Annotated in this window: 20 protein-coding genes and 1 tRNA gene; 11 read left to right on the forward strand and 10 right to left on the reverse strand. The window is 70.7% G+C overall.

Annotation, left to right across the window (positions count from 1 at the left end):
* Nucleotides 1–143: 143 nt before the first annotated feature.
* Nucleotides 144–1,256, reverse strand: a complete 1,113-nt coding sequence (locus K4G64_RS02070) for a LacI family DNA-binding transcriptional regulator (RefSeq protein WP_221754285.1) — start codon at nucleotides 1,254–1,256, stop codon at nucleotides 144–146.
* Between the two features lie 431 nt (nucleotides 1,257–1,687).
* Here K4G64_RS02070 and hisC point away from each other — a divergent pair, with 431 nt between their 5' ends.
* Complete coding sequence (gene hisC, locus K4G64_RS02075; RefSeq protein ID WP_221754286.1) at nucleotides 1,688–2,767, forward strand: histidinol-phosphate transaminase; 1,080 nt, start codon at nucleotides 1,688–1,690, stop codon at nucleotides 2,765–2,767.
* Between the two features lie 73 nt (nucleotides 2,768–2,840).
* Here the strand turns inward: hisC and K4G64_RS02080 are convergent, their stop codons facing one another.
* The gene (locus K4G64_RS02080; protein WP_221754287.1) at nucleotides 2,841–3,233 is read right to left on the reverse strand and encodes a cyclophilin-like fold protein; all 393 of its coding nucleotides are present in this window, start codon (nucleotides 3,231–3,233) and stop codon (nucleotides 2,841–2,843) included.
* 149 nt (nucleotides 3,234–3,382) lie between these two features.
* On the opposite strand from K4G64_RS02080, the gene K4G64_RS02085 reads away from it, so the two are divergent.
* The 4 genes from K4G64_RS02085 (at nucleotide 3,383) to K4G64_RS02100 (ending at nucleotide 10,901) form a co-directional block, all read left to right on the forward strand.
* Nucleotides 3,383–4,891 (forward strand): cytochrome ubiquinol oxidase subunit I, encoded by a 1,509-nt coding sequence (locus K4G64_RS02085; protein ID WP_221754288.1) that lies wholly within the window; start codon nucleotides 3,383–3,385, stop codon nucleotides 4,889–4,891.
* 20 nt (nucleotides 4,892–4,911) lie between these two features.
* Nucleotides 4,912–5,916, forward strand: coding sequence for a cytochrome d ubiquinol oxidase subunit II (gene cydB / locus K4G64_RS02090; RefSeq protein ID WP_221754289.1), 1,005 nt, complete (start codon nucleotides 4,912–4,914; stop codon nucleotides 5,914–5,916).
* 12 nt (nucleotides 5,917–5,928) lie between these two features.
* Entirely contained in the window at nucleotides 5,929–9,417 is a 3,489-nt protein-coding gene (gene cydD / locus K4G64_RS02095; protein ID WP_221754290.1) for a thiol reductant ABC exporter subunit CydD, read from the forward strand.
* 410 nt (nucleotides 9,418–9,827) lie between these two features.
* Complete coding sequence (locus K4G64_RS02100; protein ID WP_221754291.1) at nucleotides 9,828–10,901, forward strand: M23 family metallopeptidase; 1,074 nt, start codon at nucleotides 9,828–9,830, stop codon at nucleotides 10,899–10,901.
* A gap of 18 nt (nucleotides 10,902–10,919) precedes the next feature.
* Here K4G64_RS02100 and K4G64_RS02105 read toward each other — a convergent pair whose 3' ends face one another.
* From K4G64_RS02105 to K4G64_RS02120, 4 genes are all read right to left on the reverse strand, one after another.
* Nucleotides 10,920–11,789, reverse strand: a complete 870-nt coding sequence (locus K4G64_RS02105) for an HAD hydrolase family protein (RefSeq protein WP_308122190.1) — start codon at nucleotides 11,787–11,789, stop codon at nucleotides 10,920–10,922.
* A gap of 154 nt (nucleotides 11,790–11,943) precedes the next feature.
* On the reverse strand, nucleotides 11,944–12,846 hold the full coding sequence (locus tag K4G64_RS02110) for an LLM class flavin-dependent oxidoreductase (RefSeq protein ID WP_221754293.1): 903 nt from the start codon (nucleotides 12,844–12,846) through the stop codon (nucleotides 11,944–11,946).
* A 110-nt stretch (nucleotides 12,847–12,956) separates the two neighbouring features.
* Nucleotides 12,957–13,505, reverse strand: coding sequence for an RNA 2'-phosphotransferase (locus K4G64_RS02115; protein ID WP_221754294.1), 549 nt, complete (start codon nucleotides 13,503–13,505; stop codon nucleotides 12,957–12,959).
* 165 nt (nucleotides 13,506–13,670) lie between these two features.
* Entirely contained in the window at nucleotides 13,671–15,428 is a 1,758-nt protein-coding gene (locus K4G64_RS02120; protein ID WP_221754295.1) for an SDR family oxidoreductase, read from the reverse strand.
* Between the two features lie 179 nt (nucleotides 15,429–15,607).
* On the opposite strand from K4G64_RS02120, the gene K4G64_RS02125 reads away from it, so the two are divergent.
* From K4G64_RS02125 to K4G64_RS02150, 6 genes are all read left to right on the forward strand, one after another.
* Complete coding sequence (locus tag K4G64_RS02125) at nucleotides 15,608–16,576, forward strand: ABC transporter ATP-binding protein (RefSeq protein WP_189590592.1); 969 nt, start codon at nucleotides 15,608–15,610, stop codon at nucleotides 16,574–16,576.
* Complete coding sequence (locus tag K4G64_RS02130; RefSeq protein WP_221754296.1) at nucleotides 16,566–17,483, forward strand: ABC transporter permease; 918 nt, start codon at nucleotides 16,566–16,568, stop codon at nucleotides 17,481–17,483. The genes K4G64_RS02125 and K4G64_RS02130 overlap by 11 nt, the downstream gene beginning before the upstream one ends.
* On the forward strand, nucleotides 17,480–18,391 hold the full coding sequence (locus tag K4G64_RS02135) for an ABC transporter ATP-binding protein (RefSeq protein WP_221754297.1): 912 nt from the start codon (nucleotides 17,480–17,482) through the stop codon (nucleotides 18,389–18,391). The genes K4G64_RS02130 and K4G64_RS02135 overlap by 4 nt, the downstream gene beginning before the upstream one ends.
* Nucleotides 18,392–18,400: 9 nt before the next feature.
* Nucleotides 18,401–19,120 carry an ABC transporter permease gene (locus K4G64_RS02140; RefSeq protein WP_221754298.1) on the forward strand — a complete coding sequence of 240 codons (720 nt, stop codon included), beginning with the start codon at nucleotides 18,401–18,403 and terminating at the stop codon, nucleotides 19,118–19,120.
* A 100-nt stretch (nucleotides 19,121–19,220) separates the two neighbouring features.
* Nucleotides 19,221–19,448 (forward strand): hypothetical protein, encoded by a 228-nt coding sequence (locus K4G64_RS02145; protein ID WP_190900694.1) that lies wholly within the window; start codon nucleotides 19,221–19,223, stop codon nucleotides 19,446–19,448.
* A 304-nt stretch (nucleotides 19,449–19,752) separates the two neighbouring features.
* Nucleotides 19,753–19,839 (forward strand) — tRNA-Ser (locus K4G64_RS02150).
* A gap of 60 nt (nucleotides 19,840–19,899) precedes the next feature.
* On the opposite strand, the gene K4G64_RS02155 is transcribed toward K4G64_RS02150, so the two are convergent.
* The 4 genes from K4G64_RS02155 to efeB all read right to left on the reverse strand — a co-directional run bounded on the left by K4G64_RS02155 (nucleotide 19,900) and on the right by efeB (nucleotide 24,818).
* A complete protein-coding gene (locus K4G64_RS02155) occupies nucleotides 19,900–20,718 on the reverse strand; it encodes an HAD family hydrolase (protein WP_221754299.1) in 819 nt (272 codons plus the stop codon).
* The gene (gene serS, locus K4G64_RS02160) at nucleotides 20,715–21,992 is read right to left on the reverse strand and encodes a serine--tRNA ligase (protein ID WP_221754300.1); all 1,278 of its coding nucleotides are present in this window, start codon (nucleotides 21,990–21,992) and stop codon (nucleotides 20,715–20,717) included. Before serS ends, K4G64_RS02155 begins: the two co-directional genes overlap by 4 nt.
* A 541-nt stretch (nucleotides 21,993–22,533) precedes the next feature.
* The gene (pheA, locus tag K4G64_RS02165; protein ID WP_031104065.1) at nucleotides 22,534–23,466 is read right to left on the reverse strand and encodes a prephenate dehydratase; all 933 of its coding nucleotides are present in this window, start codon (nucleotides 23,464–23,466) and stop codon (nucleotides 22,534–22,536) included.
* A 62-nt stretch (nucleotides 23,467–23,528) separates the two neighbouring features.
* Entirely contained in the window at nucleotides 23,529–24,818 is a 1,290-nt protein-coding gene (gene efeB, locus K4G64_RS02170; RefSeq protein ID WP_221754301.1) for an iron uptake transporter deferrochelatase/peroxidase subunit, read from the reverse strand.
* Between the last annotated feature and the right edge of the window lie 5 nt (nucleotides 24,819–24,823).

Below are 24,823 nucleotides of genomic sequence, written 5' to 3' on the forward strand. Positions count from 1 at the left end.
GCTTTCGCCCCGATTGGGCCGGGCTTTGACCACCGTGTGACCGTCCTCGCTCTTCTTCTCTTCGCGAGAACGATCCCTTCTCTCCGGGGGACCGGCCCTGTTTCTCCCCAGGAGTACGACCTTCCATCGACCCGGGTGGGGGTCTACGTCCCCTCGGGTGAACGCGGCGGGCTGACCGTCGTGCGCGGCGGGCGTCGCTGGGACGAGGTGCGCACGATCAGCTCCGTCGGTATCACCTGCTCCACCGTGTGGTCGGAGTCCACTCCCTCGATGGCGTCGATGAGGAGCTGGACCACCGCCGTGCCGATGCGGCGCGGCTTCAGGGAGAGCGTGGTGATGGGGGGCTCGGTGTTGGCGTACACCGTGGACTCGCTGCAGCAGACCAGCAGCAGGTCCTCGGGGACGCGCAGGCCGTAGCGGCGGGCGGCGGCGAGCAGATCGGTGCCGTTCGGGTCGAACAGTCCGTAGACCGCGTCGGGCCGGTCGGGCCGGGCTAGGAGCCGGTCGGCGGCGACGGCGCCCGCGCACGGATCGTGCGCCGGGTAGGCCTCGTACACCGGATCCTGGCCGACGCGCTCGCACCAGCGCAGGTACGCGGTGGTCGACAGGTGGGTGTACGTGTCCGTGGACGTGCCGGTCAGCAGGCCGATGCGGCGGGCGCCGGCGTCGGCCAGGTGGTCGAGGATGCCGAGGACGGCGGCCTCGTGGTCGTTGTCGACCCAGGCCGTGACCGGCAGCGCCCCGGCCGGGCGGCCGTCGGAGACGACCGGCAGCCCCTGCCGGACGAGTTCGCTGACGACCGGATCCTGGTCGGAGGGGTCGATGACGACCGTGCCGTCCAGGGCGACGTTCGACCACACGTCGTGGCGGGACGTCGCGGGCAGGATGACGAGGGCGTAGCCGCGGGCGAGCGCGGCTGAGGTGGCGGCCCGCGCCATCTCGGCGAAGTACGCGAACTCCGTGAAGGTGAAAGGTTCATCCCCGTACGTGGTCACGGTCAGGCCGATGAGTCCCGACTTGCCGGTACGGAGGGTCCGGGCCGCGGCTGAGGGCCGGTAGCCCAGCCGGTCGGCGACTTCCCGGACATGGCGCCGGGTGGCGTCCGGGAGCCGGCCCTTGCCGTTGAGGGCGTCGGAGACGGTCGTGATGGAGACTCCGGCGGCGGCGGCCACGTCTCTGATGCCGGCCCGACCCGGCCGACTGCCTCGCCGTGAGGTTTCCGCGCGGCTCACCTGGTGCTTCCCTGCTGCTGTCATGGCGAGCCGATAGTAGGGCTCATGCGGTGGGGTAGTGCGGACGCATATGCACGCCTTGACAGGCACGTTTCTGCATGATCATTTAACCCCAATTGCTTGCGAAACCAAGGGTGTTGAGCGCTCTCAAGCCAATACGTGTCTTGTCGGCACGCACAGGCCTGTCGAGGGGTCGATGTTGCGAAGAGGTCTCAACTCACCTGCACGGGGGATGCGCGCCACGGCGTACACCACCGGCGCATAGATATATGTGCAGCGCGCCCCCGGATTCGTACGCCTTGGTGTGGTGATGCCCCTGATGCCGGTGGTACGGACGAGGCCGGAGCCGGCCGCTCGGCCGTGGCTATACGCAGCGGCGCTGAATCCTCATATGGTGAGCAGTATTGGATGTCGGTGGCGGTCATGGGCCGCCGGTCTTCACGAGGAGGACTGCGGTGAGCGAGACGAGCCCCAAGCTGCGCGCCGAGCTGGAGGGGATCCCCACCTACAAGCCGGGCAAGCCCGCCGCGGCAGGTGGTCCGGTGGCCTACAAGTTGTCCTCCAACGAGAACCCGTATCCGCCGCTGCCGGGCGTGATGGAGAGCGTGACGGCGGCGGCCGGTAACTTCAACCGCTACCCGGACATGGCCTGTACGGGGCTGATGAACGAGCTGTCCGAGCGGTTCGCAGTGCCCCCCTCCCACCTGGCCACCGGCACCGGCTCGGTCGGCGTCGCCCAGCAGCTGATCCAGGCCACCGCAGGCCCCGGCGACGAGGTCATGTACGCCTGGCGGTCCTTCGAGGCGTACCCGATCATCACGCAGATCAGCGGCGCGACGTCGGTCCAGGTGCCGCTGACGGCCGGTGATGTGCACGACCTCGACGCGATGGCCGACGCGATCACCGACCGCACGCGGCTGATCTTCGTCTGCAACCCCAACAACCCGACCGGCACGGTGGTACAGCGGGCTGAGCTGGAACGCTTCCTCGACCGGGTGCCGAGCGATGTGCTGGTGGTCCTCGACGAGGCCTACCGCGAGTTCATCCGCGACCCCGAGGTGCCGGACGGTCGCGAGATCTACCGCGACCGGCCGAACGTCTGCGTCCTGCGGACCTTCTCCAAGGCGTACGGCCTCGCCGGCCTGCGCGTCGGTTTCGCCATCGCCCACGAACCGGTTGCCGCGGCGCTGCGCAAGACGGCGGTGCCGTTCGGCGTGAGCCAGCTCGCTCAGGAGGCGGCGATCGCCTCACTGCGGGCCGAGGACGAACTGTTCGGCCGGGTCGGCTCGCTGGTGTGCGAGCGCACGCGCGTGGTCGACGGGCTGCGCTCGCAGGGCTGGACGGTGCCCGAGACCCAGGCCAACTTCGTGTGGCTGCGGCTGGGGGAGCGCACGATCGCGTTCGCGCAGGCGTGCGAGCAGGCGGGCGTGGTGATCCGGCCGTTCCCGGGCGAGGGTGTGCGGGTGACGGTCGGGGAGGCCGAGGCGAACGACATCTTCCTGAAGGTGGCGGAAGGGTTCCTCAAGGAGCAGTAGGGCTCGGCGAGGGCCGAAGGTCCCCAAGGAGTGGTGAGGCTCCGCAGGAAGGTGCAGGGCCCCGCGAGTCAGGTCAGGCGTCCAGGAGTTCCACGCGTACGGGGTCGCCGTCCCGCACGGTCGCGAGCAGGCCGGGGTCGCCGTCGAGGTGGCCCAGGACGTTGCACGGGCCGGCGAGGCGGCACTCGTCGCCCCGGGAGATCGGCGTGGGTCCGTAGGGGAGGGCGAGGGCATCGCCGTCGGTCCAGAAGGCGACGGTGCCCGGCTCGACGACCTCACGGGCGTCTGTTTCACGTGAAATCGACACCCCTGTGTCGAAGTACACCTCCTCGCCCCAGGTGCGGGCGGTGGAGACGAGGGGCAGCGCTTTGACCAGGACCTGGCTGGTCGGGGTGTCGACGAGCGACGCGTCGAGATGGCCGGCCGGCCAGGAGATCCGTATCTGTACCGATGTCGGTGTCCGCATGCTGTCGATTCAACAGTATGTTGAAGTTCGGGCCAAGAGGTCGACTGTGACGGGGGAGACAGGGGACCCCCTCCAGGGCTCGAAAGTCCGTGCTGCATAATGGCTTGTGAATGTGAACGCTTTCACAAGCGTAGGTAAGGAGCGGCGACGTGGACCTGGCTCTGGCGCCGGAGACCCTGGCGCGATGGCAGTTCGGCATCACCACCGTCTACCACTTTCTGTTCGTCCCCCTGACGATCTCGCTGGCTGCGCTCACGGCCGGTCTGCAGACCGCCTGGGTGCGGACGGAGAAGGAGAAGTACCTCCGAGCGACGAAGTTCTGGGGCAAGCTCTTCCTGATCAACATCGCGATGGGCGTGGTCACCGGCATCGTGCAGGAGTTCCAGTTCGGCATGAACTGGTCCGACTACTCGCGCTTCGTCGGTGACGTCTTCGGTGCGCCGCTGGCCTTCGAGGCCCTGATCGCCTTCTTCTTCGAGTCGACCTTCATCGGCCTGTGGATCTTCGGCTGGGACAAGCTGCCGAAGAAGATCCATCTGGCCTGTATATGGCTGGTCTCGATCGGCACGATCCTGTCGGCCTACTTCATCCTCGCGGCCAACTCCTGGATGCAGCACCCGGTGGGCTACAAGATCAACGAGACGAAGGGCCGGGCCGAGCTCACCGACTTCTGGCTGGTGCTCACCCAGAACACCGCGCTCGCCCAGGTCTTCCACACGCTGACCGCGGCCTTCCTGACCGGTGGCGCCTTCATGGTCGGCATCGCCGCCTTCCACCTGGTCCGCAAGAAGCACGTCCCCGTGATGAAGACCTCGCTGCGGCTGGGCCTCGTCACCGTCGTGATCGGCGGCCTCCTCACCGCGATCAGCGGCGACGTGCTCGGCAAGATCATGTACCAGCAGCAGCCGATGAAGATGGCCGCGGCCGAGGCGCTGTGGGACGGCGAGAAGCCGGCGCCCTTCTCCATCTTCGCCGTGGGCGACGTCGACAAGGGCCACAACAAGGTCGCCATCGAGATCCCCGGCCTGCTGTCCTTCCTCGCGAAGGACGACTTCACCTCGTACGTGCCTGGCATCAACGACGTCAACAAGGCCGAGCAGGAGAAGTACGGCCCCGGCGATTACCGGCCCAACATCCCCGTGGCCTACTGGGGCTTCCGGTGGATGATCGGCTTCGGCATGACGTCGTTCGCCATCGGCCTGGCCGGGCTCTGGCTGACCCGCAAGAAGTTCATGCTGCCGCAGCACCTGAGGGTGGGCGACGACGAGGTGCCGCATCTCGTGCTGCTGCCCAAGAAGGCCCTCGGCCCCACCCTCACCAAGTGGTACTGGCGCATCGCGATCCTCACCCTGGGGTTCCCGCTGATCGCCAGCTCCTGGGGCTGGATCTTCACCGAGATGGGCCGCCAGCCGTGGGTCGTCTACGGCCTCTTCCAGACGCGTGATGCCGTCTCCCCCGGTGTCTCCCAGGCCGAGGTCATCACCTCGATGGTCGTCTTCACCACGCTGTACGCGATCCTCGCCGTCATCGAGGTCAAGCTGCTGGTCAAGTACGTCAAGGCGGGCCCGCCGGAGCTCACCGAGGCCGACCTCAACCCGCCCACCAAGATCGGCGGCGACTCCCGTGACGCCGACAAGCCGATGGCCTTCTCGTACTAGGCCGAGGGAGCTGCACAGTCATGGAACTGCACGACGTCTGGTTCGTCCTGATCGCCGTCCTGTGGACCGGCTACTTCTTCCTGGAGGGCTTCGACTTCGGGGTCGGTGTGCTCACGAAGCTGCTGGCGCGCAACCGGCCCGAGAAGCGGGTGCTGATCAACACCATCGGCCCCGTCTGGGACGGCAACGAGGTGTGGCTGCTCTCGGCGGGCGGCGCGACCTTCGCCGCCTTCCCCGAGTGGTACGCGACGCTCTTCTCCGGCTTCTACCTGCCCCTGCTGCTCATCCTGGTCTGCCTGATCGTCCGGGGTGTCGCCTTCGAGTACCGGGTGAAGCGGCCCGAGGAGAATTGGCAGCGCAACTGGGAGACGGCGATCTTCTGGGCCTCGCTGCTGCCCGCGTTCCTGTGGGGCGTGGCCTTCGCCAACATCGTGCGGGGCGTGAAGATCGACCAGGACTTCAATTACGCCGGTGGCGTCCTGGATCTGCTCAACCCGTACGCGCTGCTGGGCGGTCTGGTCACGCTGTCGCTGTTCACCTTCCACGGGACGGTGTTCGTCGGGCTCAAGACCGTCGGGGACATCCGGGAGCGGGCGCGGAAGCTGGCGCTGCGCGTCGGGCTGGTGACCGCTCTGCTGGCGCTCGTCTTCCTGCTGTGGACGCAGTCCGACCGGGGCGACGGGGCATCGCTCGTGGCGATGGTCGTGGCCGTGGCGTCGCTCCTCGTGGCCCTGGTCGCGGCCCGGGCCGGCCGTGAGGGCTGGGCGTTCGCCCTGTCGGGGCTGACTATCGTGGCAGTGGTGGCGATGCTCTTCCTGACGCTCTTCCCGAACGTCATGCCGTCGACGCTGAACCCGGACTGGAGCCTGACGGTCACCAACGCCTCGTCCAGCCCGTACACGCTGAAGATCATGACCTGGTGTGCCGGGATCGCCACTCCGGTCGTCCTGCTCTACCAGGGCTGGACGTACTGGGTGTTCCGCAAGCGGATCGGTACGCAGCACATCGCCGAGACCGTGCACTGAGGTGTGTTTCACGTGAAACCAATCGATCCGCGCCTGCTCCGGTACGCCCGTGCCACCCGGGTCTTCCTGGTGGCGGTCGTGGCCCTGGGGGCCGTAGGGGCGGGCCTGGTCATCGCGCAGGCGATGCTCATCGCCGAGGTGGTGGTGGGGGCGTTCCAGCACCGCATGGCGGTGTCCGAGCTCGCCACTCCCCTGCTGCTGTTGGCCGCCGTCGCGGTCGGACGGGCGCTGGTGGGCTGGCTCACCGAGCTCGCCGCGCACCGGGCGAGCGCGGCGGTGAAGTCCGAGCTGCGGGGGCGGTTGCTGGAGCGTGCCGCAGCGCTGGGGCCGGGCTGGCTGAGCGGGCAGCGGACCGGTTCGCTGGTCGCCCTGGCCACCCGGGGCGTGGACGCCCTCGATGACTACTTCTCGCGGTATCTGCCGCAGTTGGGGCTCGCGGTCGTCGTGCCGGTGGCGGTCCTGGCGCGGATCGTCACCGAGGACTGGGTGTCGGCGGCCATCGTCGTGGGCACCCTGCCGCTCATCCCGGTCTTCATGGTGCTGATCGGTTGGGCGACCCAGTCCCGGATGGACCGTCAGTGGCGGCTGCTGTCGCGGCTGTCCGGGCACTTCCTGGATGTCGTCGCCGGGCTGCCGACGCTGAAGGTCTTCGGGCGGGCCAAGGCGCAGGCCGAGTCCATTCGACGCATCACCGGCGCATACCGGCAGGCGACCATGCGGACGCTGCGGATCGCCTTCATCTCCTCCTTCGCCCTGGAACTGCTCGCGACGATCTCGGTGGCGCTGGTCGCCGTCACGATCGGCATGCGGCTCGTGCACGGCGAGATGGACCTGTACATCGGCCTCGTCATCCTGGTCCTCGCGCCCGAGGCGTATCTGCCGTTGCGGCAGGTCGGGGCGCAGTACCACGCGGCGGCGGAGGGGCTCGCCGCCGCAGAGGAGATCTTCGAGGTCCTTCAGACGCCCGTCCCGGCGTCCGGCTCCGCGGGCGTGCCGGAGGGTGCGCTGTCGTTCGAGGGCGTGACCGTCCGGTACCCGGGGCGGTCCACGGACGCCGTCTCGAACGTGTCCTTCGGTGTCGCGCCCGGGGAAACGGTCGCGCTGGTGGGGCCGAGCGGCGCCGGCAAGTCGACGCTGCTGAGCGTCCTGCTGGGGTTCGTGCGACCGGCCGAGGGGCGGGTGCGGGTGGGGGAGGTCGACCTCGCCGATGCCGACCTTCACGAGTGGCGCTCCCGGATCGCGTGGGTGCCGCAGCGTCCGCATCTGTACGCCGGGACGATCGCCGAGAACGTACGCCTGGCGCGGCCCGGCGCCGACGACGACTCCGTACGGCGGGCCCTGCGAGACGCCGGGGCACTGGACTTCGTCGACGCGCTGCCCGAGGGCGTCGACACCGCGCTCGGCGAGGACGGCGCGGGCCTGTCCGCCGGGCAGCGGCAACGGCTCGCGCTGGCCAGGGCGTTCCTCGCGGACCGGCCCGTGCTGCTGCTCGACGAGCCGACGGCGGCGCTCGACGGGGCCACCGAGGCCGAGGTCGTGGCCGCGGTGCGGCGCCTCGCGGCCGGCCGAACGGCCCTGCTGGTGGTGCACCGCCCGGCGCTGCTGGAGGTCGCGGACCGGGTGGTGCGGCTCGAGGAGTCCGCGACCAGCGCTGCCCTGCCCGTGGTGCCCGCCGTGGCCCGGGGGGCCGGAACGCGATCCGACGAGGTCGAGGTGCGCGTCCCGGCCGAGCCCGTCGAAGAGCCGGCTTCAGGCGATGTCCTCGCACGCGTCCGCGCCATGTCCGGCGCCCGGCGCGGACGCCTGGGACTCGCGCTGCTGCTCGGGAGCCTCGCGCTGGGCAGTGCCGTGGGGCTCATGGCCACCTCCGGGTGGCTGATCTCGCGGGCCTCCCAGCACCCGCCCGTGCTGTATCTGATGATGGCCGTCACCGCGACGCGGGCGTTCGGGATCGGGCGGGCCGTCTTCCGGTACGCCGAGCGGCTGGTGTCGCACGACGCCGTGCTGCGGATGCTGGCGGACACCCGGGTCGCGGTGTTCCGCAGGCTGGAGCGGCTGGCGCCGGCCGGGCTGCGCCGGGTCCGCCGGGGCGATCTGCTGTCCCGGCTGGTCGCGGACGTGGACGCGCTGCAGGACTACTGGCTGCGGTGGCTGCTGCCCGCCGGGGCGGCCGTCGTCGTGTCGGCCGCGTCGGTCGGCTTCACGGCATGGCTGCTGCCCGAGGCCGGCGCGGTGCTCGCGGCGGGGCTCCTGGCGGCGGGGGTCGGCGTGCCGCTGATCACCGGCGCGGTGGCCCGGCGGGCCGAGCACAGGCTGGCGCCCGCCCGCGGCGTGCTCGCGACGCGGGTGGCCGACCTGCTCACCGGCACCGCGGAACTGACCGTCGCCGGTGCACTGCCCGCACGGACCGCCCGGACGCGCGAGGCCGACGGGGTACTCACCCGGGTCGCCTCGCGCGCCGCCACCGCCACGGCCCTGGGCGACGGCCTCACCGCGCTGATCTCCGGACTGACCGTCACAGCGGCCGCCCTGGTCGGCGCGCAGGCGGTCGCCGCCGGGCGGCTCGACGGTGTGACCATGGCCGTCGTCGTCCTCACCCCGCTCGCCGCCTTCGAGGCCGTGCTCGGGCTGCCGCTCGCCGTGCAGTACCGGCAGCGTGTGCGGCGGAGCGCGGAGCGGGTGTACGAGGTGCTGGACGCCCCGGAGCCCGTGCGGGAGCCCGAGCGGCCCCGGCAGGCGCCCGCGACACCGTTCCCGCTTGTCGTCACGGGGCTGACCGCCCGGCACGCCGGGCAGGACCGGGACGCGCTCGCCGGGCTCGACCTGACCCTCGAGGAGGGCCGCCGGATCGCCGTGGTCGGCCCTTCCGGCTCGGGCAAGACCACGCTGGCGCAGGTGCTGCTGCGCTTCCTGGACGCGCAGGGTGGCACGTACACGCTGGCGGGCGTGGACGCGTACGGGCTGCGCGGTGACGACGTCCGGGGCCTCGTCGGGCTGTGTGAGCAGGACGCGCACCTCTTCGACAGTTCTCTGCGCGAGAACCTTCTGCTAGCCCGGAAGGACGCCGGCGAGGAGCACCTGCGCGCCGTGCTCGGCCGTGCCCGGCTGCTTGACTGGGCCGACAGCCTGCCCGACGGGCTCGACACGCTCGTCGGCGAGCACGGGGCGCGGTTGTCGGGAGGGCAGCGGCAGCGGCTGGCGCTGGCCCGTGCGCTGCTCGCCGACTTCCCCGTCCTGGTGCTGGACGAGCCCGCCGAGCACCTCGACCTGCCGACCGCCGACGCGCTCACCGCCGATCTGCTGGCCGCCACCACGGGCCGGACGACGCTGCTGATCACGCACCGGCTGGCGGGTCTCGAAGCGGTCGACGAGGTGATCGTGCTGGACGAGGGACGGGTGGTGCAGCGTGGACCGTACGCCGAGCTGCTGGCGGCGGACGGGCCGCTGCGGGGGATGGCGGAGCGGGAGTCGGCGGCGGAGTCGCTGGTGGGGGCACGGTAGGACCTCGGCCTCGACGCCTTGAAGTCGGCGCCCCCGGCCGGGCGCGTGACGTCGGCGCCCTCGGTCTCGGCCCTGACGTCCGCGCGTCCTCTACCCCGGTGTCTTGGACGCGTGACGTCGGCGTCCTCTACCCCGGCGTCTTGGCTCCGGCGCCCTGACCTCGGCTGCCGTCGTTCTCGGCGGCCTCGGCCCCGGCGCCTGACGTTCGCGTCCACTACCCCGGCGTCTGACGTCCACCCACCCTCTACCCGGCGTCCTGGCTCCTGCACCCTGACCTCGGCTGCCCTCGGTCCCGGCGCCCTCGGCCGACGGCCGGAATCGGCGCGCGCTGGGCCGTTCGGCGCAGCCGGTCCCCCGGCCGTACGACGTGAACAGGACCGGGTCGGCAGTGCTGGGTGACGATCGCTGACATGCGCTCATATCGCCGTCATCGGCTGCTGGTTCCGGTCTTGCTGTGCGCGCTGGCCGTGCTCGCGGCCCGGCCGACGGCGGCCGGCAAGGATCCCGGGAGCGACACCGGCACCGGCATCGGCCCGGTCACCGGCCTCAGCGCCGAGGTCGTGCGGCTGTACGAGGAGGCCGCGGTGGCGACGCAGCAGTACGAGGCCGGGCGCAAGGAGGCCGAAGCTCAGCGAGCCGAGGCCCAGCGTGTGGAGGCCCTCCTGGACGCGCAGCGGCGGCACATCGCCGCCCTGCACGAGGATCTGGGCCGGATCGCGCGGGCGCAGTACCGCAGCAGTGGGGGTCTGCCGGTGGCCGCCCACATGATCCTGGCCGACAGTCCCGAGAGCCTGATGCGAGGTCAGCACGCCTTCTCGCAGGCGGATCTCGCGGTGAACAACGCGATCTCCAAGAATAAGCGGGCCGAGGCCCGGCTCGCGGCGGACGAGGCCAGGGCCGCGGCCCAGTGGCAGGCGCTGGAGAAGCGCAATGTCCAACTCGCCGCTCTGAAGGCGGACATCGAGCAGAAGCTGGAGACGGCCCGCTCAGAGCTCCAGGGGCAGGCGGACGCGGCGGTCGCCGCCGGGGCGTGCCGCGGGGCCGTCCGGCTCGATCAGCCGGCGACGGGCTTCGCCGATGGCGACTGGGTCGCGCCGGTCGAGACGTACGAGCTGTCGGCGTCCTACGGCAGCGGCGGTGCGCGGTGGTCGAACCGGCACACCGGGCAGGACTTCGCGGTACCGATCGGCACTCCGGTGCGGGCGGTGGGCGCGGGCCGGGTCGTGAAGGTGTCCTGCGGCGGTCCCTTCGGCATGGAGATCGTGCTCAAGCACGCAGGCGGCTACTACACGCAGTACGCCCATCTCGCGTCCTCGGCGGTCCACCAGGGGGAGCGCGTCAGCCCCGGGCAGTGGATCGGCCAGTCGGGCACCACAGGCAACTCCACCGGGCCGCACCTGCACTTCGAGGCCAGGGTCACACCGGAGTCGGGCTCGGCGGTGAACCCGGTGTCGTGGCTGTCGGCGCGCGGGGTGTCCCTCTGAGACACCCCGCGCCCGCGGCTACGGCAGTTCCGTCAGCAGCTGCTCGATCACGACGGCCACCCCGTCGTCGTTGTTCGCGACCGTCCGGCCCGAGGCGGCCGCGATCACGTCCGGGTGCGCGTTGCCCATCGCGTACGACCGGCCCGCCCAGGTCAGCATCTCCACGTCGTTCGGCATGTCGCCGAAGGCCACGACCTGCTCGTGCGAGATGCCGCGCTCGGCACAGCACAGGGCGAGGGTGCTGGCCTTCGAGACCCCGGGGCCGCTGATCTCGAGCAGGGCGCTGGGGCTGGAGCGGGTGACGTTGGCGCGGTCGCCGATGGCGAGACGGGCCAGGGTCAGGAAGGTGTCGGGGTCGATCTCGGGGTGGTAGGCGAGGATCTTCAGCACCGGTTCCGCGGCGGCCGGGTGGTCCGGGCCCAGCAGCTCCTCGGCCGGGGCGAGGCTGTCCGGTATCTCCATGTGGAGCTTCGGGTACGCCGGCTCCTGGTAGAAGCCGTAGGTCTGCTCCACCGCGTACACCGTGCCCGGCGCCGCGTCACGCAGCAGCCGTACGGCGTCCAGGGCGTTCTCCCGGGCCAGCTCGCGCACCATCACGAACCGGTGGGCGCCGGGTCCGCCGTGCAGGTCGACCACGGCGGCGCCGTTGCCGCAGATCGCCAGGCCGTGGCCGTGCACGTGGTCGCTGACGACATCCATCCAGCGGGCCGGGCGGCCCGTGACGAAGAAGACCTCGACGCCCGCCTCCTCGGCGGCGGCCAGCGCGGCGACCGTGCGCGGCGACACCGACTTGTCGTCGCGCAGCAGGGTGCCGTCGAGGTCGGTGGCGATCAGGCGCGGCGGGAGTGTCTCGGCCGCGGTCTCGTGCTGTCGGGTCGCTGAGGTCACCCGGCCATTGTCCCGCACATGCCTGCACGGGCGTGCAGGGCTCCGCACAGGTGAGTGGATACCGTCCTCACCAGGATCTCTTCACCGGCCGGCCCTTCACCGGCAGTCCTTCACCAGGGGCCCTCGCCTGAGCCCCCGGCACATCCCTTCGCGCTCAGCGCAGCTGCGCCGGCGCCTCCATCGCGATCTGCTCGAAGACCTTCTCGTCGGTTGCGAACGGCGAGTCGGGGATCGGCCAGTGGATCACGATCTCCGTGAAGCCCAGCTCCGCATGCCGCCCGGCGAAGTCCACGAACGCGTCCAGGGACTGCAGCGGGGCGACGCGGTCCGGCGTGAATCCGGTGAGCAGGACCCGGTCGAGATCGGTCATGTCCCGGCCGACCTCGGCGCAGATGTCGTCGAGCCTCTCCGCCTGCCCGCGAATGGCCTGAATCGACTGTTCAGGCGTGCCGTTCTCGTACAACTTGGGATCGCCGGTCGTCACCCACGCCTGCCCGAACCGGGCGGCGAGCCGCATCCCGCGCGGCCCGGTGGCGGCCACCGCGAACGGCAGCCTGGGGCGCTGCACACAGCCGGGGATGTTCCGTGCCTCGTGGGCGGAGTAGAAGTCACCCTCGTACGAGACGGCGTCCTCGCTGAGCAGCCGGTCGAGCAGCGGGACGAACTCGGCGAAGCGGTCGGCACGCTCGCGCGGCGTCCACGGTTCCTGGCCGAGCGCGGTGGCGTCGAAGCCGGAGCCACCCGCGCCGATCCCCAGCGTGACCCGCCCGCCGGAGATGTCGTCGAGGGAGATCAGCTCCTTGGCGAGGGTCACGGGGTGCCGGAAGTTCGGCGAGGTCACCAGGGTGCCGAGCCGTAGCCGTTCGGTGACGCCCGCGGCGGCCGTGAGGGTCGGTACGGCGCCGAACCACGGCCCGTCCCGGAAGGTACGCCAGGACAGGTGGTCGTAGGTGTACGCGGTGTGGAAGCCGAGCTGCTCGGCACGTGTCCAGGCCGAACGGCCGCCTTCGTGCCAGCGGCGGTACGGGAGGATCACGGTGCTCAGACGCAGACTCATGGCATCGAGCGTAAGGGAGCGCCGAGGGTGAACCGTGTTTCACGTGAAACAGTCACCATGCGTGCTCGGGTGAACACGGCAACAGTGCGCGGTCGGCCGGATGCGGCGGGTCAGTGCCGTTCGGGGAAGCGCAGATACCGGGTCGGGACGGCTTCGGTCAGCCACACCCCGTTCGCGCTCATGTGAAAGACATGGCCGTCGCGGTGCATGGCGCCCGCTTCCACCGTCAGTACGACCGGCCGGCCCCGGCGAGCGCCGACACGAGTAGCCGTCTCCCGGTCGGGTGAGAGGTGCACGGCGTGCCGGTTCATCGGCCGGAGTCCCTCGGCCCGGATGGCGTCCAGGCTGCGGGCGACGGTGCCGTGGTAGAGGTGGGCGGGCGGGATGGCCGGCGCCAGCCCGAGGTCGACCTCCACGCTGTGGCCCTGGCTGGCGCGGATCCGGGTGCCTTCGACGGCGAAACGCCGCTTGTCGTTGGTGGCGACGACCTGGTCCAGTTCCTTGCGGGTGAATCGGAAGCCGTGGGCGCCGGCCGCGGCGATCAACGTGTCGATCTCGACCCAGCCGGCCTCGTCGAGGGTGAGCCCGATGCGTTCCGGCTGGTGGCGCAGGTGCTTCGACAGGTACTTCGACACCGTCACGGTGCGTCTCTCGTCCATCCCACCAGAGTGCGTGAGAGACGGGAATCACGCGATCGAGTTTCACTTCCCAGGTTTGGTCCACAACCAAGTGTGGTTATCCACAGGGGAATTGGCGGTTCTGTGGACAACCGGCCCTCAGTGAAGGGACTTTGAGTCCTGGCCCCACGCCAGCGGCTTCAGCCCTCACACCGGCGGCTTCACCCGCGCGAGGCCCCTCAGCGCCCCCGGCGCCCACCGCGACAGCCAGCGCGCGCCCCGCGCCTCCGGAGTCACCGGCACCACCGCCTCGTCGCGCGTCACCGCCCGCAGGATCGCGCGGGCGACCTTCTCAGGCGGATAGTTCCGCAGCCCGTACAGGCGGGAAGCGCGCTTCTGCAGCCGCTTCTCCTCCAGGGCGTCCGCCCCGGCGAACCGCGCCGTCGACGTGATGGCGGTGTTCACGATGCCGGGGCAGACCGCCGTCACGCCGATCCCCTGCCCGGCGAGTTCCGCCCGCAGGCACTCGCTGAGCATCAGCACGGCCGCCTTGGAGGTGCTGTACGCGGGCAGCGCCCGGGACGGCTGGTACGCCGCGGCCGAAGCCACGTTGACGATGTGGCCGCCCTGCCCGCGCTCGGCCATCCGCCGGCCGAAGAGCCTGCAGCCGTGGATGACACCCCACAGATTGACGTCGAGGACCTTCTTCCAGTCCTCCGGTGTGGTGTCGAAGAAGGACCCGGACAGCCCGATCCCGGCGTTGTTCACAAGGACGTCCACCACTCCGTACTCCGCGGTGATCTTGTCCGCGAGCTTCTCCATGGCCTGTTCGTCGGAGACGTCGGCCGTCTCCGCCCAGGCGTCGGGTGCGCCCAGCAGACGGGCCGACTCGGCGGTGCGGGCCGCGGCCTCCGCGTTCCGGTCGACGGCCACCACCCGCGCACCGGCCTCGGCGAACGCGAGCGCCGTCGCCCGCCCGATGCCGCTGCCCGCCCCGGTGACCAGCACGAGCTGCCCGCCGAACCGCTCGGCGTGCTCGCCGTTCGCCGCCACCGGGGACCGCCCGCTCTCGACGGACGTCACGAACTCCTCGATCCAGTGGGCCAGCCGGTCCGGGCGGGTCCGCGGGATCCAGTGCCCCGCCTGGATCGTCCTGCGGGTCAACTGCGGAACCCACTGCTCCAGTTCGTCGTGGAGCCGCTCCGAGAGGAACCGGTCCTCCAGGGGTGTGATGATCTGCACGGGCGCGTGGGCGTGCGCGTCCGGGCGCGGCCCGCGCAGCCGGGGCCGGACGTTGTCCCGGTACAGCCAGGCGCCGTGGGCCGCGTCCGACGGCAGGGACGCGGTGGGGTAGTCGCCCCGGGGCACCTTCTCGACGCGCTCCAGCATCCGAGGCCAGCGCTTGCCGAGGGGGCCGCGCCAGGCCAGCTCGGGCAGGACGGGCGTGTGCAGCAGGTACACGTACCAGGACCGGGCGCCTTGCCCGAGGAGCTGCCCGACCCGGCGCGGGGTGGGACGCTGCACCCGCTTGCTGATCCAGTGGCCGAAGTGGTCGAGGGACGGCCCGGACATCGAGGTGAAGGAGGCGATGCGCCCTTCGGTGCGCCGGACGGTGGTGAACTCCCACGCCTGCACCGAACCCCAGTCGTGCCCGACCAGATGCACCGGCGCGTCCGGACTCACTGCGTCCGCCACGGCCAGGAAGTCGTCCGTCAGCTTCTCCAGCGTGAACCCGCCCCGCAGCGGCCGCGGGGCCGTCGACCGGCCATGGCCGCGAACGTCGTACGCCACGACGTGGAAGCGGCCGGCGAGCCGCTCGGCGACCTCGGACCACACCTCCTTGCTGTCGGGGTAGCCGTGCACCAGGACGACCGTGGGCCGCCCGGGGTCCCCCATCTCGGCCACGCACAGCTCGACTTCGCCGGCCCGCACCCTGCGCTCCCGCGCACCCGTCAGCAACGTCATCCGGCGAATCTGGCAGTTGTTAGAGAGTTCGTCAATAGGGCTCCGCCCCGGCCCCACCCGGCCTGGTAACTCTCGAGAACCAGCTCCCCTAGGGGCCCGTAATACTCAGGGCTGATCCGAAGACAGCTCTGCGGAGTGATGCCCGCCACGCCCACGGCCCCTAACTTCGAAGGGTGACTGTGATCGCGACCGAAAGCCTGAGCAAGCGGTTCCCCCGGGTGACCGCTCTTGACCGGCTCTCCGTGGACGTCGGACCCGGTGTGACCGGACTCGTCGGAGCCAACGGAGCCGGCAAGTCCACACTGATCAAGATCCTGCTGGGTCTGTCCCCCGCCACCGAGGGCCGCGCCGAAGTGCTCGGTCTCGACGTCGCCACCAAGGGCGGTGCCATCCGCGAGCGGGTGGGCTACATGCCCGAGCACGACTGCCTGCCGCCGGACGTCTCGGCCACCGAGTTCGTCGTCCACATGGCGCGCATGTCCGGTCTGCCGCCCACGGCGGCGCGCGAGCGCACGGCCGACACCCTGCGCCACGTCGGGCTGTACGAGGAGCGCTACCGCCCCATCGGCGGCTACTCGACCGGCATGAAGCAGCGCGTCAAGCTCGCGCAGGCCCTCGTCCACGACCCGCAGCTGGTCCTCCTGGACGAGCCGACCAACGGCCTCGACCCGGTCGGCCGTGACGAGATGCTCGGGCTCATCCGCCGGATCCACACCGACTTCGGCATCTCGGTCCTGGTCACGTCCCACCTGCTGGGCGAACTGGAGCGCACCTGCGACCACGTCGTCGTCATCGACGGCGGCAAACTCCTGCGCTCCAGCTCCACCACGGACTTCACGCAGATCACCACCACCCTCGCGATCGAGGTCACGGACACCGACGAGCACCCGGACGGCACCCGCGCGGTCCGCGAGGCGCTGCATGCGCGCGGGGTGAGCGTCGAGGACGGCAGCGGCCTGCCGGGCGCCGGCCACGTCCTGCTGCTCACTGCGCAGGGTGAGGAGACGTACGACGTGGTCCGGGACGTGATCGCGGACCTCGGACTCGGCCTGGTGCGCATGGAGCAGCGCCGGCACCACATCTCCGAGGTCTTCACCAGCACCGACGAGCGCGAGCAGCGGAAGGAGGCGGTCGGCCATGGCGGTTGAGCACTCCACGGGGACAGCCGCCCCGGCACCGGGCGACCAGACCCGCATCCACAACATCGGCTACCGCAACTACGACGGCCCCCGCCTCGGCCGCGCCTACGCTCGCCGCTCCCTGTACTCGCAGTCCCTGCGCGGCTCCTACGGCCTCGGCCGCTCGGTGAAGTCCAAGGTGCTGCCGATGCTGCTCCTCGTGGTGATGTGCGTGCCCGCGGCCATCATGGTCGCCGTCGCGGTCGCCACCAAGGCCAACGCCCTGCCCGTCGACTACACGCGCTACGCGATCATCATGCAGGCGGTCATCAGCCTCTACGTCGCCTCGCAGGCACCCCAGTCCGTCTCGCGCGACCTGCGCTTCAAGACGGTGCCGCTGTACTTCTCGCGGCCCATCGAGACCGCCGACTACGTCCGCGCCAAGTTCGCGGCGCTGGCCTCGGCACTCTTCATCCTCACCGCCGGCCCCCTGCTCCTGCTCTACGTGGGAGCGCTGCTGGCCAAGCTCGACTTCGCCGACCAGACCAAGGGATTCGCACAGGGACTCGTCTCGGTGGCACTGCTCTCACTGCTCTTCGCCGGCATCGGCCTCGTCATCGCGTCCTTCACCCCGCGCCGCGGCTTCGGCATCGCCGCCGTGATCGCCGTACTGACCATCACCTACGGCGCGGTCTCCACCCTCCAGGCCATCGCCGACGCGCAGGGCAGCGGCGACGCCGTGCCGTGGATCGGGCTGTTCTCCCCGATCACGATCATCGACGGTGTGCAGTCCGCGTTCCTGGGCGCGACGTCCGCCTCCCCCAGCGGGGTGGGCCCGAGCACCGCCGAGGGCATCGTCTACGTCGTCGTCGCCCTGGGCCTGAACGCGGCGAGCTACGGCCTCCTGATGCGCCGCTACAAGAAGGTGGGACTGTGACCACGCTCAACATCGACCACGTCTCCCGCTGGTTCGGCAACGTGGTCGCCGTCAACGACATCACCATGACCATCGGCCCCGGCGTCACGGGCCTGCTCGGTCCCAACGGCGCCGGAAAGTCCACCCTCATCAACATGATGGGCGGCTTCCTGGCCCCCTCCACCGGCACGGTCACCCTCGACGGCCAGGAGGTGTGGCGCAACGAGCAGATCTACAAGCACATCGGCGTCGTCCCCGAGCGGGAGGCGATGTACGACTTCCTCACCGGCAAGGAGTTCGTCCTCGCCAACGCCGAACTGCACGGCCTGGGCGCCAAGGCGGCGCAGAAGGCCCTGGGCACGGTCGAGATGGAGTACGCGCAGGACCGCAAGATCCAGACCTACTCCAAGGGCATGCGCCAGCGCGTGAAGATGGCGAGCGCTCTGGTCCACGACCCGTCGCTGCTGCTGCTCGACGAGCCCTTCAACGGCATGGACCCCCGTCAGCGCATGCAGCTGATGGACCTGCTGCGCCGCATGGGCGACGAGGGCCGCACGGTGCTGTTCTCGTCCCACATCCTCGAAGAGGTCGAGCAACTCGCCTGGCACATCGAGGTCGTCGTCGCCGGCCGGCACGCCGCCAGCGGTGACTTCCGCAAGATCCGCCGCCTGATGACCGACCGGCCGCACCGCTACCTGGTGTGTTCCAGCGACGACCGCGCCCTCGCGGCCGCGCTGATCGCCGACCCGTCGACGGCCGGCATCGAGGTCGACCTCGCCGAGGGCGCGCTGCGCATCCAGGCCGTCGACTTCGGCCGCTTCACGGCCCTGCTGCCGCGGGTGGCCAGGGACCACGGCATCCGGCTGCTCACGGTCTCGCCGTCCGACGAGTCCCTCGAGTCCGTCTTCTCGTACCTCGTCGCGGCGTAGGAGGCCCTGATGTACGACCCCACAGTCGCCCGGCTCACGTACCGGGCCCTGCTCGGCCGGCGCCGGGCCCTCATCCTCGGCGCCCTGCCGATGCTGCTGATCGTGATCGCCGTGGCGGTGCGCGGCCTGGCCGGGGCGGACGACCAGACCGCGGCCGACCTGCTGGGCGGCCTCGCCCTCGCCACGATGGTGCCGATCATCGGCGTCATCGCCGGAACGGGCGCGATCGGGCCGGAGATCGACGACGGCTCGGTGGTGTACCTGCTGTCGAAGCCGATCAAGCGGCCGACGATCATCTTCACCAAGCTGATCGTCGCGATCGCGGTGACCATGGTGTTCTCAGCGGTGCCGACGCTCATCGTCGGCTTCATCCTGAACGGCAACGGCCAGCAGGTCGCCGTCGCCTACACGGTGGCCGCGCTGGTCGCGTCCATCGCCTACGCGGCCCTGTTCCTGCTGCTCGGCACGGTCTCCCGGCACGCGGTGGTGTTCGGTCTCGTCTACGCGCTGGTCTGGGAGGCCCTGTTCGGCTCCCTGGTGCCGGGTGCGCGCACGCTGAGCGTCCAGCAGTGGTCGCTGGCGGTGGCCCAGAAGGTGTCCGGAGGGGACCTGGTCTCCTCGGACGTGGGTCTGACCACGGCGACGGTGCTGCTGCTGGCCGTCACGGTGCTGGCCACCTGGTTCGCCGGACAGAAGCTGCGCTCCCTCACCCTCGCCGGCGAGGAGTGACGTGCCCCGGCACTGACGGAGCCTTCACCTCTGTCCGGGCACACTGGGCGAACGGGATGTAGGGGAATCACACGGGAGTTGGACGGCTGGGAGGACCGGGATGGCGGACGAGAGAGCTCAGGACGAGACCCGGGACGACCTCGACGGGGTCGTACTGGACGAGGACTTCATACGCTCCGCCGGGACCTCCGAGCCGTCCGCCCGTGCCCGGATGCTCGCCGCGAAGTGGCGCCGTGAGGAACCGGAGCCGCAGCCCTGGCGCTCCGACGAGCCGCCCGCGGGCTGGTTCTTCAGCAAGGTCCGGCGGCGCAGGTGGCGCAGGAAGTAGCCGGTGACGCAGGAAGGTAGCCGGCCGCGCCGCGGCGATCCGTCCGCCGATTTAATCAGTGGCGTCCAATTCGCCCGGCAGGCAGAGTGGTTGTCGTCACTGCCGGGCGGAGAGCCCGGCGCCACGTTCTGGGAGAGGAGCGGGACGATGTCCATGCACGGCAGTACGTCCAGCTCCCTTCAGGGCAGCCCGCGGCGGGATCCGGAGTAGCCACTACTCCTCCGTCGAACCCGCCCCACACGGGGAGCTGCCCGGGGCGGCCGCTTCGAGCACGCGAATCGCACATCGCGTGGGCCGCCCACCCGGAGGATTGGCCGAGTGGTAAGGCACCGGTTTGCTAAACCGTGGTCGGGTCGAAAGGCCCGCGCACGTTCGATCCGTGCATCCTCCGCCGAGCACCACCCAACGCCGGGCGACCGGCCCCACACCGAGCCGGGCGAAGGCCCGACGCTCAGCCCAGCAACCGCTCCAGCACCACCGCGATGCCGTCCTCGTCATGGGAGGACGTCACCTCGTCGGCCACCGCCTCCAGTTCCTCGTGGGCGTCCGCCATCGCGACGCCGTAGGAGGCCCAGGCGAACATCGGTATGTCGTTGGGCATGTCGCCGAAGGCGATCGTGTCGGCTGCCTTCAGGCCCAGCCGACGGGCCGCCAGGGACAGCCCCGTGGCCTTGGACAGGCCGAGGGGCAGCAGCTCGACGATGCCCGCGCCCGCCATGGTGACAGTGACGAAACCGCCGGCGATGCGGGTGGCGGCCTCGCACAGCTCGTCGTCGGACAGGGTCGGGTGCTGGATGTACAGCTTGTTCAGGGGCGCGGTCCACAGATCCGACGCGTCTGTGAACGGCGTGGCGGGCAGCGTGCCCTGGACCACGTAGCCCGGGCCGACCAGCACCTCGCCGTCGAGGCCGTCGCGGCTCGCGGCCAGGTACAGCGGGCCGACCTCCGCCTCGATCTTGGCCAGCGCCACCCCGGCCAGCTGCCGGTCCAGCGTCACCGACGTCAGCAGGCGGTGCGCGCCGGCGTCGTAGACCTGCGCGCCCTGGCCGCAGACGGCCAGGCCCTGGTAGCCGAGGTCGTCGAGGATGTGCCGGGTCCACGGGACCGCGCGACCGGTGACGACGATGTGCGCGGCGCCCGCCGAGGTGGCAGCGGCGAGCGCGTCACGGGTGCGCGGTGACACCGTGTCGTCGGAGCGCAGCAGCGTGCCGTCGAGATCGGTGGCGACGAGCCGGTACGGGAAGCTTCCGGGGGAAGCCGTGTCGCTCACTTGGACACCGGCTCCAGGAACTCCCGGCCGCCCAGGTACGGACGCAGCACCTCGGGCACGCGCACCGAGCCGTCGGCCAGCTGGTGGTTCTCCAGGATCGCCACGATCGTGCGCGGGACGGCGCACAGCGTGCCGTTGAGCGTGGCCAGCGGGCGGACCTGCTTGCCCTCACGGACGCGGATCGACAGGCGGCGGGACTGGAACTCGCCGCAGTCCGAGGTCGAGGTCAGCTCGCGGTACTTGCCCTGGGTGGGGATCCACGCCTCGCAGTCGAACTTGCGGGCGGCCGAGGCGCCCAGGTCGGCGCTCGCCACGTCGATCACGCGGAACGGCAGCTCCAGCGAGGTCAGCCACTGCTTCTCCCACTCCAGCAGGCGCTGGTGCTCGGCCTGCGAGTCCTCGGGAGCGACATAGGAGAACATCTCGACCTTGTCGAACTGGTGCACGCGGAAGATGCCCCGGGTGTCCTTGCCGTGCGAGCCGGCCTCGCGGCGGAAGCAGGGCGAGAAGCCCGCGTAGCGCAGGGGCAGGCGGTCGGCGTCGAGGATCTCGTCCATGTGGTACGCCGCGAGCGGCACCTCGGACGTGCCGACCAGGTAGAGGTCGTCGTCGGGGAGGTGGTAGACGTCCTGGGCGGCCTGGCCGAGGAAGCCGGTGCCCGCCATGGACTGCGGTCGCACCAGCGCCGGGGTCAGCATCGGGGTGAAGCCGGCCGCGGTGGCCTGGGCCATCGCCGCGTTCACCAGGGCGAGCTCCAGGAGGGCGCCCACGCCCGTCAGGAAGTAGAAGCGCGAGCCGGAGACCTTGGCGCCCCGCTCTACGTCGATCGCGCCGAGGATCTGGCCGAGCGCCAGGTGGTCCTTGGGCTCGAAACCCTCGGCGGCGAAGTCGCGGATCGTGCCGTGCTTCTCGAGGGTGACGAAGTCCTCCTCGCCGCCCACGGGCACGTCCGGGTGGACGAGGTTGCCGAGCCTCTGGAGCAGCTCCTGGGTCTCGGTCGCGGCGGCGTCGCGCTCGGCGTCGGCCGCCTTGACGTCGGCGGCGAGCTGGCCCGCCTTCTTCAGCAGCTCGGACTTCTCTTCGCCGGTCGCCTTGGGGATGAGCTTGCCGAGCGCCTTCTGCTCGGCGCGCAGCTCGTCGAAGCGGACGCCGGACGACCTGCGCCTCTCGTCGGCAGACAGGAGGGCGTCGACGAGCGCGACGTCCTCTCCACGGGCGCGCTGCGACGCGCGCACACGGTCGGGGTCCTCACGGAGCAGGCGAAGGTCAATCACGCGCCCAAGGCTACCGGTGCGGGGTGACCGCCCACGACTCACTATTCCGAGAGCGACTTACGTACCGTTATGGGCGAATTGCGCACAGTGTCAATAAAGATGACGCCTCTCCCCGGAACGAGGCATCCGGCAGGCGCGGCCTTGACTCGAATCCCTTGCGGGAGAAGGGACTTGGGCTTCGGTTGTCCACAGGGATCCACACCCTGGCGAGAGTTATCCACAGGCTGTGTGCAAGATCTGTGGACTTCGGAATTGATCACTCCGGGTGGCGCGGCCACCCTGTGAATTCCCTCCACAAACCCGCTCTACCCTCGCTTTCGAGTGGAAAAAGGTCACCCCGAAGAGTTACGGAAGGGGAAGCGGTGGACGAAGGGTGACCTGCCCGGCGATGGGCGCATCAGGGGCTTGTAGGGCGATTTGTCGACTGACTCACACTTCGTTGTCGACTTGTCCCCAGGTCGAGAAGCGGACCTGTGGATAACTTCTGTGGATAACGACTATCGGCAGGTACGACCGGCCCGGGAACAGGCTCGGGACGCGGTCAGAAACGCCCGTCCTGGCACCGCGCGACCCAGTCCGCCGCCCCCGCGAACTCCTCGTCGGAGGTCCCCAGCCGCGGCGGCTGCACGTCCCCGGGTCGCATGTCCGCGCGCGGGTAGGAGCCGAGGTAGCGCACCTGGAGGCAGATCCGCTTCAGGCCCATCAGGGCGTCGGCCATTCGGCGGTCGGAGATGTGGCCCTCGGCGTCGATGCAGAAGCAGTAGTTGCCGATGCCCGCGCCGGTGGGCCGGGACTGGAGCAGCATCAGGTTGATGCCGCGGGTGGCGAACTCGCCGAGCAGGTCGCGCAGGCCGCCGGGGTGGTCGTCGCGCTGCCACAGCACGATCGAGGTCTTGTCCGCGCCGGTCGGCGCGGCGGGCCGGGCCGGGCGGCCCACCAGCACGAACCGCGTCTGGGCGTTCTCCGCGTCGTGGATCCCGGTCTCCAGTGCCTCCAGGCCGTAGCGGGCGGCCGCGAACTCACCCGCGAAGGCCGCGTCATACTGGCCCTCCTGGACCAGGCGGGCTGCGTCCGCGTTCGAGGCGGCGGACTCCCAGTGGGCGTCCGGGAGGTGCTTCTTCAGCCAGTTGCGCACCTGCGGCTGCGCGGCCGGGTGAGCCGAGACGGTCTTGATGTCCGACAGCTTCGTGCCCGGGCGGACCAGTAGCGCGAAGGTGATCGACAGCAGCACCTCGCGGTAGATCATCAGCGGTGCGCCGGCGACCAGCTCGTCGAGGGTGGTGGTGATGCCGCCTTCGACGGAGTTCTCGATCGGCACGAACGCGGCCTCGGCCTCGCCGGCGCGTACCGCGTCGAGCGCGGACTGGACCGACACGTACGGGATCAGCTCCCGGGTGGCCGCCTCGGGAAGCGTGCGCAGGGCGACTTCGGTGAACGTGCCCTCAGGACCGAGATACGCATAGCTCGCTGGCATGACCTCACCCTAATGGGCCCGGGGAAGCGCTATCCCCCACAAGCCCGTACAGGGGTGAACTCTCACCCCTCCAGCAACTTCTGCCCCACGTACTCGCCCTCCGCCGCCCCGCCGGGCACCGCGAACAGTCCGCTCGCCTCGTGGCGGATGAACTGCGACAGGGCGTCACCGCGGTCGAGCTTGCGCTGCACCGGCACGAATCCGCGCAGGGGATCGGCCTGCCAGCAGACGAAGAGCAGGCCCGCGTCGGGCACCCCGTCGGTGTCGATGCCGTCATGGAAGGAGAACGGGCGGCGGAGCATGGCCGCGCCGCCGTTCTGGTCCGGCCGGGTGATGCGCGCGTGGGCGTTGATCGGGACCACCAGGTTGCCCTTGGCATCCGTCTTCTCCAGGTCCATCGCGGTCGTCTCCGTGCCCCCGGACAGCGCCGACCCGTCGGACTTCCGGCGCCCGATCACGTCCTCCTGCGCCTTGACGGAGAGCTGCTCCCAGTCGTCGAGGAGCATGCGGATGCGGCGTACGACGGCGTAGGAGCCGTTCGCCATCCAGGCAGGTTCGGCCTTCTCCGGGACGAAGATGCGCTGGTCGAAGTCGGCTTCGCCCGGCTTCGGGTTGCGGGTGCCGTCGATCTGGCCCATGAGGTTGCGGGCCGTCATGGGGTGCGCGGTGGCGCCCGGGGAGCGGTTGAAGCCGTTCATCTGCCAGCGGACCCTGGCCGCCCGGCCCGCGTCCTTCTGGATCGCGCGCAGGGCGTGGAAGGCGACCAGGGCGTCGTTGGCGCCGATCTGCACCCACAGATCGCCGTTGCTGCGGTTCTTGTCGAGGTGGTCGGAGGAGAACTCGGGCAGCGGGTCCAGGGCGGTGGGGCGCTGCTTCTCCAGACCCGTCCGGGCGAAGAAGCTGTGGCCGAAGCCGAAGGTGATGGTCAGCGACGAGGGGCCGGCGTCGCGGGCCACGTCGGTGTCGTCGTGGCCGCTCGGTTCGCCCGCCATCAGCCGTCGGGCCGTGTCCGACCAGCGGCGGAGCAGGGCCGTGGCTTCCTTTCGGCCAGCGCCGGCCGAGAGGTCGAAGGCCACGAGGTGACCGCGGGCCTGGAGGCCGTCGGTGATGCCGGGCTGATGTTTCCCGTGAAACATTGCCCGGTCCGTGCCGAGCGAGGTGAGCGGAGCGGCCGCCTCGGAGGGGGCGGCGGCGTAGCCCACGGCGGCACCCGTCGTGCCGAGGACGAGCCCGGTGGCACCCGCGGTGCCGAGCAGCCGCCGCCGTGAGACGCCCTGGGGGGCGGGGGCCGCTTCGCTCTGCGCCGTGGTGGCCTCGGGGGTGCGGGCCTTCGGAAGGGACTGGTCAGGCATGGTCG

Source organism: Streptomyces sp. WAC04114 (assembly GCF_019733245.1).
GTDB classification, from domain to species: domain Bacteria; phylum Actinomycetota; class Actinomycetes; order Streptomycetales; family Streptomycetaceae; genus Streptomyces; species Streptomyces massasporeus_A.

Excerpts from the sequence above, each read along its gene's own strand:
- K4G64_RS02070 (WP_221754285.1), bottom strand. The coding sequence starts at position 1,256 with ATGACAGCAGCAGGGAAGCACCAGGTGAGCCGCGCGGAAACCTCACGG.
- K4G64_RS02080 (WP_221754287.1), bottom strand. The coding sequence starts at position 3,233 with ATGCGGACACCGACATCGGTACAGATACGGATCTCCTGGCCGGCCGGC.
- cydB (WP_221754289.1), top strand. The coding sequence starts at position 4,912 with ATGGAACTGCACGACGTCTGGTTCGTCCTGATCGCCGTCCTGTGGACC.
- K4G64_RS02100 (WP_221754291.1), top strand. The coding sequence starts at position 9,828 with ATGCGCTCATATCGCCGTCATCGGCTGCTGGTTCCGGTCTTGCTGTGC.
- K4G64_RS02110 (WP_221754293.1), bottom strand. The coding sequence starts at position 12,846 with ATGAGTCTGCGTCTGAGCACCGTGATCCTCCCGTACCGCCGCTGGCAC.
- K4G64_RS02115 (WP_221754294.1), bottom strand. The coding sequence starts at position 13,505 with ATGGACGAGAGACGCACCGTGACGGTGTCGAAGTACCTGTCGAAGCAC.
- K4G64_RS02120 (WP_221754295.1), bottom strand. The coding sequence starts at position 15,428 with ATGACGTTGCTGACGGGTGCGCGGGAGCGCAGGGTGCGGGCCGGCGAA.
- K4G64_RS02130 (WP_221754296.1), top strand. The coding sequence starts at position 16,566 with ATGGCGGTTGAGCACTCCACGGGGACAGCCGCCCCGGCACCGGGCGAC.
- K4G64_RS02140 (WP_221754298.1), top strand. The coding sequence starts at position 18,401 with ATGTACGACCCCACAGTCGCCCGGCTCACGTACCGGGCCCTGCTCGGC.
- K4G64_RS02145 (WP_190900694.1), top strand. The coding sequence starts at position 19,221 with ATGGCGGACGAGAGAGCTCAGGACGAGACCCGGGACGACCTCGACGGG.
- pheA (WP_031104065.1), bottom strand. The coding sequence starts at position 23,466 with ATGCCAGCGAGCTATGCGTATCTCGGTCCTGAGGGCACGTTCACCGAA.
- efeB (WP_221754301.1), bottom strand. The coding sequence starts at position 24,818 with ATGCCTGACCAGTCCCTTCCGAAGGCCCGCACCCCCGAGGCCACCACG.